General features: G+C 70.1%; 9 protein-coding genes and 1 pseudogene. 3 read left to right on the top strand and 7 right to left on the bottom strand.

Annotation, left to right across the window (positions count from 1 at the left end; translation table 11 throughout):
* Positions 1 to 760 (top strand): annotated as a pseudogene (locus tag TU34_RS19335) (hypothetical protein); the annotation flags it as partial.
* 27 nt (positions 761 to 787) lie between these two features.
* Here the strand turns inward: TU34_RS19335 and TU34_RS19330 are convergent.
* The gene (locus TU34_RS19330; protein WP_045824501.1) at positions 788 to 1,360 is read right to left on the bottom strand and encodes a TetR/AcrR family transcriptional regulator; all 573 of its coding nucleotides are present in this window, start codon (positions 1,358 to 1,360) and stop codon (positions 788 to 790) included.
* Between the two features lie 80 nt (positions 1,361 to 1,440).
* Between TU34_RS19330 and TU34_RS19325 the strand changes: the two genes are divergently transcribed.
* Entirely contained in the window at positions 1,441 to 3,042 is a 1,602-nt protein-coding gene (locus TU34_RS19325; RefSeq protein ID WP_082080448.1) for an MFS transporter, read from the top strand.
* Here TU34_RS19325 and TU34_RS19320 read toward each other — a convergent pair.
* Genes TU34_RS19320 through TU34_RS23970 form a run of 4 tightly spaced genes read right to left on the bottom strand, consistent with a single transcriptional unit; the run spans position 3,026 to position 7,994 of the window.
* Complete coding sequence (locus TU34_RS19320; RefSeq protein WP_045824500.1) at positions 3,026 to 4,126, bottom strand: PDR/VanB family oxidoreductase; 1,101 nt, start codon at positions 4,124 to 4,126, stop codon at positions 3,026 to 3,028. The two genes, TU34_RS19325 and TU34_RS19320, sit on opposite strands and share 17 nt — an antisense overlap.
* Before the next feature lie 38 nt (positions 4,127 to 4,164).
* Complete coding sequence (locus TU34_RS19315) at positions 4,165 to 5,070, bottom strand: metal-dependent hydrolase (RefSeq protein ID WP_045824499.1); 906 nt, start codon at positions 5,068 to 5,070, stop codon at positions 4,165 to 4,167.
* Between the two features lie 11 nt (positions 5,071 to 5,081).
* A complete protein-coding gene (locus tag TU34_RS19310; protein WP_238981388.1) occupies positions 5,082 to 6,851 on the bottom strand; it encodes an SDR family oxidoreductase in 1,770 nt (589 codons plus the stop codon).
* Between the two features lie 60 nt (positions 6,852 to 6,911).
* Positions 6,912 to 7,994, bottom strand: a complete 1,083-nt coding sequence (locus TU34_RS23970; RefSeq protein WP_045824557.1) for a cellulase family glycosylhydrolase — start codon at positions 7,992 to 7,994, stop codon at positions 6,912 to 6,914.
* Positions 7,995 to 8,204: 210 nt separating this feature from the next.
* Here TU34_RS23970 and TU34_RS23965 point away from each other — a divergent pair, with 210 nt between their 5' ends.
* Positions 8,205 to 10,070 (top strand): hypothetical protein, encoded by a 1,866-nt coding sequence (locus TU34_RS23965; protein ID WP_160298558.1) that lies wholly within the window; start codon positions 8,205 to 8,207, stop codon positions 10,068 to 10,070.
* Between the two features lie 188 nt (positions 10,071 to 10,258).
* Here the strand turns inward: TU34_RS23965 and TU34_RS19295 are convergent, their stop codons facing one another.
* Together TU34_RS19295 and TU34_RS19290 are read right to left on the bottom strand one after the other, a co-directional pair.
* Complete coding sequence (locus TU34_RS19295; protein WP_082080445.1) at positions 10,259 to 11,425, bottom strand: endo-1,4-beta-xylanase; 1,167 nt, start codon at positions 11,423 to 11,425, stop codon at positions 10,259 to 10,261.
* Positions 11,422 to 12,795 carry an O-antigen ligase family protein gene (locus TU34_RS19290; RefSeq protein ID WP_160298557.1) on the bottom strand — a complete coding sequence of 458 codons (1,374 nt, stop codon included), beginning with the start codon at positions 12,793 to 12,795 and terminating at the stop codon, positions 11,422 to 11,424. Before TU34_RS19290 ends, TU34_RS19295 begins: the two co-directional genes overlap by 4 nt.
* Between the last annotated feature and the right edge of the window lie 7 nt (positions 12,796 to 12,802).

Here is a 12,802-nt window from a genome sequence, read left to right as displayed (position 1 = left end):
ACCCGTCCCGGCACCCCCGATGCCGAGCCCGCCGCCGCCGGCCCCGGTCCCCGTCGTGGCGGTTCCCGCGGCGCCCCCGGGCCCGTTCACGGCGCCGGTGCCGCCGCCGATCGAGGTCCTACCCGCGCCGTCCGGACACCGCGGTCATGCGGTACAACAGGGCGATGACAGCCTCGTGCCGGGGGGCCGCATGCCGACCGGGAGCTTTCTCCCGGACCCGTCCCCGTACGCGCTCGTCGGCGCGACCGGCGAACAGGACGTCTACCGTTCCGGCGATCTCGGCGAGCGGACACCGGCCCCCGTGCAGGAAAATCGTGACGTGATGCATTCACCCGGCCCGCGGCACTACACGCCGCCCGCGCACCAGGTCCGCGCGTCGACCGATGGATCCGGCGCAGACCACCGACGTGTCCTCGTCGGCGTCGCCGCGGTCATCGGGGCGGCCGTCGTCGGTGGACTCATCGTCGGACTGTCGTGGCTCGGTGGCGACGGCGACTCAGAGCGCCCGGCGGCCGCGGCGCAGGGCATGGTCGCCCAGACCTCGACGGTCCCGGTGAGCCCCGCGCCGACCTCGCGGCCACCGCTCGACACCCGTTCCGCCCAGGCCCCGTTGTTGCGCTACACCCCGCCGCCGCCGACCGTGGCCCAGCAGCAGACAGGGCAACGGAGCGCACCGACCCGACGCGCGGCCCCGCCGCCGCCGCGTCGGCGCAGCATCCCCAACCCCATCCCGGGGTTGCCGCCCATCCTGTTGCCCTGACCGCAGGTGCCGGCCCACGCCCACCGCTCAGCTCGGGGCGACGCCCCGTTCGATGACGTCGAGGACGGATTCGTAGACGGCGTCGCGGTCGATCGGGATCGGTGACGACGCGTCGAGTTCCAGGCTCACCGCGCCGTGCACACACGACCACACCGACAGGGTGAGCTCGAACGGGTCGTCGGGCCGCACGATGCCCGACGCCTGTGAGTACCGGATGATCTCGGTGAGCGACGACAGCGCGAGCAGTCCGGCCTCGCCGCCGAGATCGCAGTCGGGCGAGAACATCAGCCGGTAGAGCGTCGGATTGTCCTGTGCGAAGCGGCGATACGCGCGACCCGACGCACGGAAGCGGGCGCGGGCGTCGGTGTCGACGACGGCGGTGAGATACGCGCGGAGGCGGTCGAACCCGTCGGAGACGATGGCGCCGAGCAGTCCGTCCTTGCCGTCGAGGTGGTTGTAGACACCCATCGGTGCCACACCGGCCTCCGCGGCGACCGCGCGGACGGTGAGGCCCGCGACACCGTGCTCGACGAGAACGCGATGACCCGCGGCGATCAGTGCGGCCCGGACATCTGCGGCCGGGGTTCTCTTGGCAGCCATCTTGACAGCCTACTAGAACGATGTTCTTCTTAAATAGAACGCTGTACTACAACAGTGGCACGACGTACCAGGAGGTAGTCATGACCGATGCACTCTCGTCCCCGTCCACCGCGGTGGTCCCCGAACTCGACCGGGACCCGATCGCCACGGTCGAATCGTCCCGCCGATGGTGGGCGCTGGGCGCACTGTGCCTGGCGACCCTGATGGTGATGATCGACAACACGATCGTGAACGTCGCGCTGCCGACCATCAGTCGTGATCTCTCCGCGAGCAACTCGGGTCTGCAGTGGGTGGTCGACGCCTACACCCTCGCGTTCGCCGGTCTGCTGATCACCGGTGGGCACCTCGGCGACCGATTCGGGCGTCGGCGTGCCCTCCTCGTCGGCATCGCCGGCTTCGCGGTCGTGTCGGTGGTGGCCGCCGAGTCGACGTCGCTGTGGATGCTCATCGCGTCCCGCGTCGGTCTCGGTGTGTTCGCCGCTCTGGTGTTCCCGGCGACGCTGGCCCTGTTGACCGGCATCTTCGCCGACGCGCGGGAACGCGCCGCGGCCTTCGGTGTGTGGGCGGCGACCACCGGTGTCGCGGTCGCGATCGGCCCGGTGCTCGGTGGGTGGCTGCTCGAGCACTACTCGTGGGCCTCGGTCTTCTGGGTCAACCTGCCGTTCGCCGCCCTGGTGGCCGTCGCCGTCGTGGCCCTCGTGCCCGCGGGCGCGACGGCGCGGGAGTCGGGTGCGTTCGACGTGATCGGGCTCGCGCTGTCGGTCGCAGGCATGGGGTTGCTCATCTACTCGGTCATCGAGGGGCCCAACCACGGATGGACCGACGCCCGGACCCTCGGCGGCATCGTCGCGGCCCTGGTTCTGGTCGCCGTGTTCGTCCGGCGCGAATCCCGTTCCGCCCATCCGATTCTCGACGTCCGGGTGTTCCGGAACCGACAGTTCTCGGCGGCGTCGACGATGATCGCGCTGGCGTTCTTCGGGCTGTTCGGCTTCATCTTCCTCGTGACGCAGTACTTCCAGGCGGTGAAGGGTTACGGGACGCTGTCGGCCGGCCTGCACACGTTGCCGTTCGCCGTGGTGCTGGCCGTGGTCTCGCCGGTGGCGATGGTGCTGGTCCGGCGCCTCGGGGTCGCGGTGGTCTCCGCGACCGGCGCGGTGATGATGGCCGGCGGGTTCGCGCTGGTGGAGTCGGCCGGGATCACCAGCTCCTACTGGGGTCTCATCGTCTGGTCGATGAGCCTGATGGCCGCGGGCCTGGGCCTCATCTCCGGCCCGTGCACCCACGTGGTGATGAACGCATTGCCGCCGGCGCAGTCCGGCGCGGGTGCCGCGGTCAACGACACCACCCGCGAGTTCGGTGGCGCACTGGGTGTGGCGGTGCTGGGTTCGGCTCTGTCGAGCGTCTACGCCGCCGCGGTCGCCGATGCACCGACGTTGGCCGCGCTGCCCGAGCCGGCCCGCGCCGCCGCCGAGACCTCGGTGATGGCCGGGGTCGAGGTGGCGCGCAGTGTGCCTGCGCAGTTCTCCGAGCCGGTCCTGGCGGCGGTGCGCGACGCCTTCGTCGACGGTCTGCACCAGTCGGTGTGGGTGGCCGTGGTGACGGTGCTCGTCGCCGCTCCGGTGTGCGGGTGGTTCCTGCGCGACCGCCCCGCTCCGTCTGTGTCTGCTACATCTCCAGCGTGAGATCGGTTCCGTCGCTGCGGGACACACAACTGAGCATCCAGCCCGCGGCCCGCTCGGGCTCGGTGAGAAGGGTGTCGCGGTGGTCGACCACGCCCTCGGTGACACGCACCCGACAGGTCCCGCAGAACCCCTGCTGGCACGAATACGGGACCGCCGGCCGGGTGCGCCGCACCGCGGCGAGCGTCGACTCGGTGGCCGAGACCGGAACCCGCTCCCCGGTGGAGGCCAACGTCACCTCGAACGCGTGCCCGTCGAGAACGGGAGGGGGACTGAACCGTTCGAAGTGCAGCTCGGTGTCGTCGAGATCGCGCATCGCGGTGCGGATCGCCTCGAGCATCGGGACCGGCCCGCAGCAGTACACCGCGGTCTTCGGCGCGATCGGGCCGAGGAGCTCGTCGGCCGTCGGGATCCCGCCGTCGTCGTCGGTGCGGATGGTGACACGGTCACCGTGGCTGCGCAGCGCCTCGATGAAGGGCAGCGAGTCGGCGCTGCGGCCGGTGTAGATCATCGACCAGTCGAGATCGAGCCGGTCGGCGGCGGCCACCATGGGCAGGATCGGTGTGATCCCGATACCGCCGGCGATGAACCTCAGCCGCTGTGCCGGGGATCCGCGGCCGGGCAGGGCCAGCGGGAAGGCGTTGCGCGGCCCCTTGATCTCCAGGGTGTCGCCGACGCGCAGGGTGTCGTGGACCTCGATCGACCCGCCGCCGCCGGTGGGGATGCGACGGACCGCGATGCGGTAGTGGGTGCGGTCGGTGGGATCGCCGCACAGGGAGTACTCCCGCATCCGCCCCGACGGCAACAGCAGATCGAGGTGCGCGCCGGGGTACCAGGGGGTGAGCTCGCCGCCGTCGAGCGACTCGAACCGCAGCGACACCACGTTCTCGTCCTCGGCCACCACCGTGCGCTCGGTGATCCGCACCGTCGTGATACCCGCGTCGGGCGGCGGGATGTGGGGCTCACGCATGAACCGCACGAAGAACGGGTATGCGCGGCTGAGGATCTCGACCGCCTTCATCGCCGGATCGTGGCGGTAGCGGCCGTAGAGGTGTGCCGGGGTCTGCTCGAGGTCGCCGACCTCCATGCGCCCGGCTCTCTCCGTATGCGCCGCGCGCTCGGAGCTCACCGCCCCGCGCCGCGTGCCGCCGGCGAGGCGGCGAGGTAGGCGACGGCCTGTGCGGTGGAACCGATCTGGTCGGGATAGAACGTCGGCTTGAAGTAGCTGAACGTCGCGAAGACGATCGACCGCAGCGTCGGCAGCACGCCCGCACGCGCACCGCGGGCGTACTCGGTCCACATCCGGCGGTAGGAGTACTTCTGGTACGGGTCGCTCTTGGCGATGAAGCGGCTGCCGCGGTGGATCAGCAGCAACAGACCCGACAGGGCCATGAACATCGCACGGCCGCGGCGGAGGTAGCCGTCGCCGAAGTAGGCGGCCACGTCGTGGGCCACGCAGCGGTGCTCGACCTCCTCGGCGCCGTGCCAGGTGAACAGATCGGTCATGGCCGGGTCCGAACCGTGTGCGCGCCAGGTGTTGTTGAGCGCGAAGTCACCGAGGATCGCGGTGTAGTGCTCGATGGCCGCGATCAGCCACAGCCGCTCCACGAGGTCCTTGCGCTGGGCGTCGGGGGTCCACGAGGTCTTGGGGGAGAGCACCTTCCGGAACAACCACTGCATCTGCCGCTGGAACGGCCGCGGATCGAGGCCGTGGCGGTCGAGGAAGTCCCACAGCACCTTGTCGTGGGCCTCGGCGTGCATGGCCTCCTGTCCGATGAACCCCCGCATGGTGGCGGCGAGCTCCTCGTCGGCGACGAGTGGCAACGCCTCGTTGTAGGTGGCGACGAACCACCGCTCGCCCTCGGGCAGCAGCAGGTTGAGCATGCTGATCACGTTGGACGCCATGGGGTGACCGGGTATCCAGTGCAGCGGCGTCTTCTCGAAGTCGAACGCCACGTCGCGTGCGTGCAGGGTGACGGGGCCCGGGTCGGCGTGGGGGTCGTGGGTGACCCGCGTGGACAGATCGGTCATGGCGAACTCCTCTAGAACAACGACGTCCGCGCCATGCGGCGCGAGAGTGCGGGCAGGAATCGGTACACGCGGTATCCCACCGAGGCCTCGATGGTCACCGGGACGACGGCACGGTTGCGGGTGATGGCGTCGAGGATCTCCACCGCGACACGGTCCGGGGTGAAGCCACGGCGTCGGTACATGCCGTTCATCCGGTCGCGCAGTCGCTCCTGGTTGTCGCCGGTGGCGCCGGCGAACTCGGTCGCGGAGATGATGTTGGTGTCGACGATGCCGGGGCAGATCGCCGAGACACCGATGTGGTGTTCGGCGAGTTCGGCGCGCAACGACTCGCTGAGCAGCAGCACACCGGCCTTCGTGGCCGCGTACGCGCCGAGCCCGCGCTGGGGGGTGAACGCGGCCGCCGAGGCGAGGTTCACGATCTGGCCGCCGAGTCCGCGGGCGACCATCAGCCTGCCGAACTCGCGGCTGCCGGTGGCCACGCTCACGAGGTTGATGTCGACGAGCCGCCGGATCTGGGCGTCGGTGGCGTCGAGGAGTGCACCCGCCAGACCGATCCCGGCGTTGTTGACGACGATGTCGGGGACACCGTGGGCCTCGGCGACGGTGGCGGCGAACCGGGCGAAGGCGTCGCTGTCGGCGACGTCGAGGGCATAGGCACGTGCCGTGCCGCCGGAGCCGGTGATCTCGTCGGCCGTCTTCTGCGCGGCACCGAGGTCGATGTCGGCGATGACCACCTCGCCGCCCTCGGCGGCCAGCAGCAGGGCCGTCTCGCGGCCGATACCGCTGCCACCGCCGGTGACGACGGACAGCGTCCCCTCGACCGCGCCGCGGGTGTCGCCGGTGACGCGTGCGCGGGCGACGGTCGCGCTCGGTTCCCCGCTGATGATGGACTCGATGAAGTCGATTGCGTTCTCGGCCAACAGCTCCGGGCGCGAATACGGCAGCCAGTGTCCGGTCGGCAGGTCGCGCCGCCACAGGCCGTCGGTGTAGCGCGGGGTGTTGTCGAAGATGGCGCTCCGCAGCGCGATGTCGCGGGTGTTGACGATCTCGAGGGTCGGCACCGTCGTCGACCGGGCGTCCGGCGAGAACAGGTGGGCGCGGATGTTGGCCCGGTAGTAGCGCAGGCCCGAGATCATGTCGTGGTGCAGCGTGGGGCCCACGGCGACGTCGCCGGTGCCGGTGCCCTCGACGCGGTGCAGGAACTGGCGCCACACCGGCGCCCATCCGAGGGCACCGAAGAACACTTTCGGCACGACGGGGAGCTGGAACATCACGGTGTAGGCCGACGACGCGATCTGCGACAGCGCCTGCCGCAGTGCCGTCGGGGTGGGGCGTGCGAGCTTCTCGCGCGCCCAGGTGCCGAGGTGGTCGAGGTTGGGACCCGAGACCGAGACGAACGAGGCGATCCGGTCGTCGGCGCCCGCGGTGGTCACCGCCTCCCACGTCTGCACCGAACCCCAGTCGTGGGCGACGACGTGGGCGGGAACGTCGGAGACGGCGTCGATGACCGCGAACAGGTCCGCGGCCAGCTCGGCCAGCCGGTACGGCGCGTCGCCCGAGGGTGCGTCGCTCTCGCCGTAGCCGCGGGTGTCGTAGGCGACCACGTGGTACCGCCGGGCCAGGATCGGCGCCACGTGGGTCCACAGGTGGTGGGTGTCGGGCCACCCGTGGACCAGCACGACGGTCGGGGCGTCGGTGTCGCCGGCCTCGAAGACGGCCAGCTGCACACCGTCGCGGGTGACGGTGCGACGCCGCCACAGATCACGTTCGGATGACTCCACGGATCTGCACGTTACACCCAGTTACAGGTACTTGGGGCACGAATCGTGTTCGAGAACCCGCTAGCGCGGCGCTCCGCATCGTGCGAGGTAGCCGCGCAGATCGTTGTACGCGGGCTTCGGGCTGCCGTTGGAGTACCGGAGTCCGAAGTTCTGTTCGCGGTCGTAGACGTTCGGTCCGGTGTCGCGCAGCGAGTAGACGAACACGTTGCCGACATAGCCGAACTGACCGGCCCGGGCCACGCCGTGGACGATCATCGCCGACTGCGCCGCCGGGCTGACCGCGTTGGTGCCGGCACCGGTCGGCGCCCCGAACTCGGTGATCCAGATCGACTTGCGGGCGTCACCGCCGGCGACCATCGTCGCGCGGATCGCCGGGATCGCGTTGAAGTAGTTGTACGGGTTCGGCCGGGTGTCGGCGGGGTCGATGGGATAGCTGTACGGGTGCACCGACACGACGTCGAGGAACGGCGCCGCCCCCGAGCCGTACATGGCGCTGACGAAATCGACCGGGTTCATGTTGCCGCCGCCGTTACCCGCACCGGTGACACCACCCCCGACGATGAGCGCGCCGCCGTTCACGCGGCGGATGGCGGTGCTCGCCGCGGCGAGCAGCTGGACGTACCTGCCCGGGTCGACACGAGGCATGAAGAAGGCCTGCAGGTTCGGCTCGTTCCAGATCTCGTACGCCGACAACGCATTCCCGTAGTGCGAGGCCACGCGGGCGGCGAACGCGCCGAAGTCGGCGGGGTTCGCCGGCACCACCTTGTCGGAGTCGACCGGCGAGGCCGCGCGCGCCCATCGCGGTGTGTAGGCCACGATGCCGAGGACCTTGAGTCCCTGTGCGCGTGCGGCGTTCACCACCCGGTCGGTGGTGCCCCAGGTGAACACGCCGCGGTTGGCCTCGATCGAACTCCAGGCGATGTCGATGCGGGTCCAGGTCGCGCCGAGGGCACGCATCTGGGCGAACGTCTGGTTCAGGTCGGCGTCGGAGTAGCCGTAGACGGACGCGCCGGGGGACACACCCACCGAGGGTGCGCATCCGGCGGCGGTGGCGGCCGGGGCCGCGGCGGTGGTCGCGACACCGACGACCGTCGCCGCGGTCATCACCAGTCGCATCCACCGTGATCGAAGTGTGAGCTGCATCATGTCCTCGTGTCTGTCTTCGGAGATCGTGGTGTTCAGAAGTCGTTCGCCGTCGGCGTCGTCGGCGGTCGGTGCCGATACACGACTGGAGTGAACACCCCCTTCGCCAGCGTGCAGTATCATGTGGATCGGTATGACCGATCGCCCTCGGGGAGGGGGCACGGGGAGCAACCGCTGGGGAGGCGTGTTGCAGGGGGAGTAGATGTTCGCATGAAGCAAAACACACGCACGCCGTCGATGGGCAACGAGCCCACCGTAGATCTTCTCGGGCACCTGCGCGGACTGCTGAAGGTGGCGCACATCGCGATCGTCATCGCGATCGTGGTGGCACTGGGCGTCTTCGGCTACCAGTCGGCCTCCGCGCAGCGCTATCAGGCGTCCGTCGTCGCGCAGATCGTCACACCCGGTGCCGCGGCCAGCGGTCAGTCCGGCCCGACCTCGACCGACGCCGCCACCGCGGCGGGCCCGTTCGTCGCGCTCGCCTCCGACCAGCAGGTCCTGGCGCAGATCGCCAAGACCTCGGGCCTGCGCCTCGATCCGTCGCAGCTGTCGGCCGACATCGTCGTCGCCGCGTCGACGGTGCCCGGCATCGTCGACGTCACCGCCGAGGCCGGCTCGGCGCAGGACGCCTCGACCCTGGCCAAGGCCGTCGTCTCGACGCTCGACTCGACCTACGTCCAGCGCCAGCAGTCGGCGGCCTCGGCGCCGGCGAGCAACGGCATGAGCACCGGATTGCAGGCGCTCACCACCCAATTGCAGTCGCTCACCTCGCAACTCGACGGTGTCATCACCGCCGACGGACCCGCGGCGGGGATCCTCGCCGCACTCAAGTCGCAGATCGGTCAACTCCAGCAGCAGCAGCAGACCGCGGCCTCGGCCACACAGCCGATCACCGCGGCCACCCAACGTCTCATCCTGCTGTCGCAGCCGGCCGGTGGACCGAAGGCCGCGAGCATCCCGCCGATCGCCATCGCCGGTGTGGCCGGGCTCCTCGCGCTGATCCTCGCGGCCGAACTGCTCGTGTTGGCCCGGTCGTTCCTCGGCCGATCGGTGAACCGCGAGTGGTCGCGACGCATCGGTCGTCGCGCGCACGCCGTCGTCGACATCCCGCGTCGCGGCGAGGAGATCTCGACCTCGACGCTGGCCGCCGTCGCACGTGTGTCGGGTCCGGTGCTGATCGTCGCCTCCGAGCAGGTCCGCGGCGTCGTCGCCCGCATCGTCGCGCATGTCCACGGACGGGTCGACGGTCGCGACATCGACGACGACGACTGGACCCCCGACGAGCGCGACCACTCGCTCGCCGTCGTGGTGGTCCGTGACGGTCAGGTCGAGCGCGCCCGCGTGGCGAAGGCGCTCGAGACACTCGCGGCGTGGAACATCCCGTCGATCCTCGTGGTCGCGCCCAGCGGCCGCGGAAGCTTCAGTCTGCCCGGCGGTCTCGCGGTCGCGTTCCGCAAGCCCTCCGAGGCCGCGGCGCCGGTGCGCGCCTCGGCGGCCCCCGCCACCGGGTCGGCGCCCGCGGGTCCGGCGTCGGCCCCGGCGTCCGCCCCGATCGCACCGCCCCCACCGATCACCCCGAACGATCCCGCCGCCGGATACCTGCCCTACCGCCCCCTCGGCCCCGAGGGTGCGAACGGCATGGCGGCGGTCCCGTCCCCTGCCACCAGCGGAGCCCAGACCAACGCAGCCCAGACCAACGCAGCCCAGTCCAACGGAGCCCAGTCCAACGGAGCCCGGTCCAACGGGACGCAGGTGCACCCCGCCCCGGTGCAGCAGACGCCTGTGCCGGAGCAGGATTCGGTGGCGGAGCACGTCGACGCCGTCGACCAGCCTGCCGGGGCCGACGAGGACCCCGCGTCCGTCGAGGAGCAGGTGCCCGACGAGAACGCGGTGGCGGAACAGGATGTCGAGGCCGATCAGGACGCGGAGTCCGATGAGGCCGAGTCGTCGGACGAGGTTGCAGCCGAGAGCTTCTCGGACGACGCCGGCACCGACACGAACTCCGACTCCGACTCCGACTCCGACTCCGAGAGCATCGACGAGTCCGAGCGTATGCCCCAGTCGACGCACAGCTGAGACGTCCGCACGCAGCGCACCACCGCCGCTGAACCGCCTGTCGGTTCAGCGGCGGTCGTCTGTGTGGACATCGCGATCCGCGGCGTCGGTGAGGCTCGACTGCTGAAATCTGCCCCCAGGCGACAGTCGGAGGGGATATTCCCCTCGGACTGTCCTCTCGGGGCAGTTCTCAGCAGCGATGCGCCGCCTCAGCGGCAGTCGGCGGCGGCGCGCACCGCGCCGTAGGCCTTCTTCGGGCTGAAGTCGTTGCGCAGCAACCCGAAGTTGTCCTCCACGTCGGAGGTGTCGGTGCCCGCATCGCGCAGGCTGTAGACGAAGAACGGGCCGAAGTGTCCGCGGGACCGGGTCGACATGATGGCCGACCAGAGCGAATCGGCCTGGAACTGTTCGGACACCCTCTGCTTCGAGGTGCCACCCGTGGGTGCCCCGTACTCGGTGACCCACAGTTTCTTGGCGCCGTCACCGTTGCGGCGCATCGTCGCGTACAGCGCAGGCAGTTGCGCGAACGCGTTGAACGACTTCGACGAGGAGTCCAGGGGCAGATAGGGATAGCTGTACGGGTGGATGCCGACGGCGTCCCACGACGCGGAATCGGCGACGCGGTACAGCGTGCTCAGGAACCGTGTGGGCGCGATGTTTCCGCCCCCGTCGACGGCGGGTGAGAGCCCGGCGGTGACGATCGTGACCCCCGGTGCGGCATTGGTGCGGATGGCGATCGACGCCGCCGACAGCATCCGGCCGTACAGCGCGACATCGGGTGCGGGTGCAGCGAAGTTGACGATGTTCGGCTCGTTCCACACCTCCCAGGCGGTGATCCGGTCGGCGTAGCGCCGCGCCGCGAGCCCGGCGAAGTTGCCGAACGCGGCGGTGTCGTTCGGCAGGGAGAAATCCTTGTCGAGCGCCCCCGGCAGTCGCGCCCAGGTGGGTGTCGTGTCGACGATGCCGAGGATGGTGAGACCGCGGGCCCGCGCGGCGTCGACCACACGGTCGGTCGCGGCCCAGTCGTACTGGCCGCGTGTGGCCTCCACCGAACTCCACGGCACGTCGAAACGGATCCACCGCATACCGCCCTCGGCGGTCATGTCGAGGGTCCGCGCCAGGTCGGCGTCGGACAGCGTGGTGAGTCCGCTACCCGCGGCGACCCCGAGCGGGGTCTGCGGCGTCGCCGGCACGCATGCGTGGTCCACCTGGGTGTCGTGGATGCCCAGGACGCGGGCCAGCGGGGCGGGCATCACGGCGACGGTGACCCCGCCGGCCACGACGAGGAGGACGACCGCGACCAGCGCACCGATCACCATGGTCCGTCGTCGCCTGGTGGCGAACAGTCGACGGACCCCGAATCTGTCGCGGGTCACCGCACGAGGGTAGTGGTGTCGGGCACGCCGTCGACGGGTGCGGCATCCGCGTCGTGAGGACCCTCGGTCCCGATGTCGCCGTTCGTGGTGTCACGGCGGGGCGCGACGACCGTCGACGCCGCAGCGCCGAGGAGCAACCAGAAGTAGGCGTCGTCGGGGAAGATCTCGAAGTACGTGGAGACCAGTGCGGCGGCGGCGACGGCGACGGCGGCCGCCGAGACGCCCACGCAGAGATTGCGATCCACCGGATCGGTCGCGACGCGCGACGCTCGGACGGTGTGCAGCACCGCGACGACGAGCACGCCGACGAAGACCCACAGGGCCAACGGACCCAACTCGATCGCCACCTTGATGTAGTAGTTGTCGGGCTGATACGGCGCCGACGACGATCGGGTCGCCTTCGCCACCACCTCGGCGGCCGAACCCGTGGTGCCGAGTCCGATGCCGAAGGGGTGACCGAGGATCGAGGTGATCGAGTCGCTCCAGCCCGTGCCGCGCTCGCCGAGACTGTTGGACGACAGGAACGTCGAGAGCACCGGACCGGAGAAGACGGCCGTGATCGCCGCGGCGATCACGGCGCCGATCCCCAGAGCAGTCAACAGCTTCCGGTAGCGATGGAAACCGATCCACAGCAGGCCGATCAGCAACCCGAGGAACGCGGCGCGCACCACGGCGGTCGACATCGCGACGAGGTAGATCGGGGTGAGTACGAGGAACACCAGGTTGCGGGGGCGGCGGGGTTGCGCCGCGGCGACCGATCCGCACACCAGGAGCACGAGCATCATGAAGAGCGCGAACGGGAAGGGCTGGCCGAACGTGCTGAACGACCGCAACAGACCGCCGGCGAAACGGATGTCGGTGTTGTAGGCGAACCCCTGGGCGGCGAGCGCATCGGCGCCGATGACCTGCTGGTAGATGCCGTACAGACCGGTGCCGAGACCCAGCAGCATCATGATCGAGATCAGGTGGTCGCGATCGCCGGCGTCGAGCGGACGCAGCCAGATGATGATCGGGAACACCAGTCCGTAGAAGAACGTGATCTTGATCGGTGACAGCGCGACGTTCATCGGGAGAGTCACCAGGGCGCTGACGATCCCGATGGCGGCCAACAGGGCGAACAGGTAGGCCCACGGTTGGGTGAAGCGCGGGACCGCCGACCAACGCGTCCGGATCACCGCGCACACCGCGGTGAAGCCCAACAGGCCTTCTTTCCATCCGTTCGGGAACCCGGCGCCGAGAGCGAAGATCAGGATGTAGTGCAGCGGCGAGATCGCCGCGAACAGCAGGACACCGCGTTGGGGTCGGATCAGGATCCACACCGCGACAGCGAGTCCCACGATGCCGGCGACACCGTAGGTCGCCGTATGCATGACGCCG

Source organism: Williamsia herbipolensis (genome assembly GCF_000964005.1).
In the GTDB taxonomy this organism is placed as follows: Bacteria; Actinomycetota; Actinomycetes; order Mycobacteriales; family Mycobacteriaceae; genus Williamsia_A; species Williamsia_A herbipolensis.
The sequence above is the reverse complement of the archived record's forward strand: the minus strand, read 5'-3'. Positions and strand labels throughout refer to the sequence as shown.

Bases quoted from the DNA above. Each gene is read 5' to 3' on its own strand.
- TU34_RS23965 (WP_160298558.1), top strand. From the start codon at position 8,205: ATGAAGCAAAACACACGCACGCCGTCGATGGGCAACGAGCCCACCGTA.
- TU34_RS19315 (WP_045824499.1), bottom strand. From the start codon at position 5,070: ATGACCGATCTGTCCACGCGGGTCACCCACGACCCCCACGCCGACCCG.
- TU34_RS19290 (WP_160298557.1), bottom strand. From the start codon at position 12,795: ATGCATACGGCGACCTACGGTGTCGCCGGCATCGTGGGACTCGCTGTC.
- TU34_RS19320 (WP_045824500.1), bottom strand. From the start codon at position 4,126: ATGGAGGTCGGCGACCTCGAGCAGACCCCGGCACACCTCTACGGCCGC.
- TU34_RS23970 (WP_045824557.1), bottom strand. From the start codon at position 7,994: ATGCAGCTCACACTTCGATCACGGTGGATGCGACTGGTGATGACCGCG.
- TU34_RS19325 (WP_082080448.1), top strand. From the start codon at position 1,441: ATGACCGATGCACTCTCGTCCCCGTCCACCGCGGTGGTCCCCGAACTC.
- TU34_RS19330 (WP_045824501.1), bottom strand. From the start codon at position 1,360: ATGGCTGCCAAGAGAACCCCGGCCGCAGATGTCCGGGCCGCACTGATC.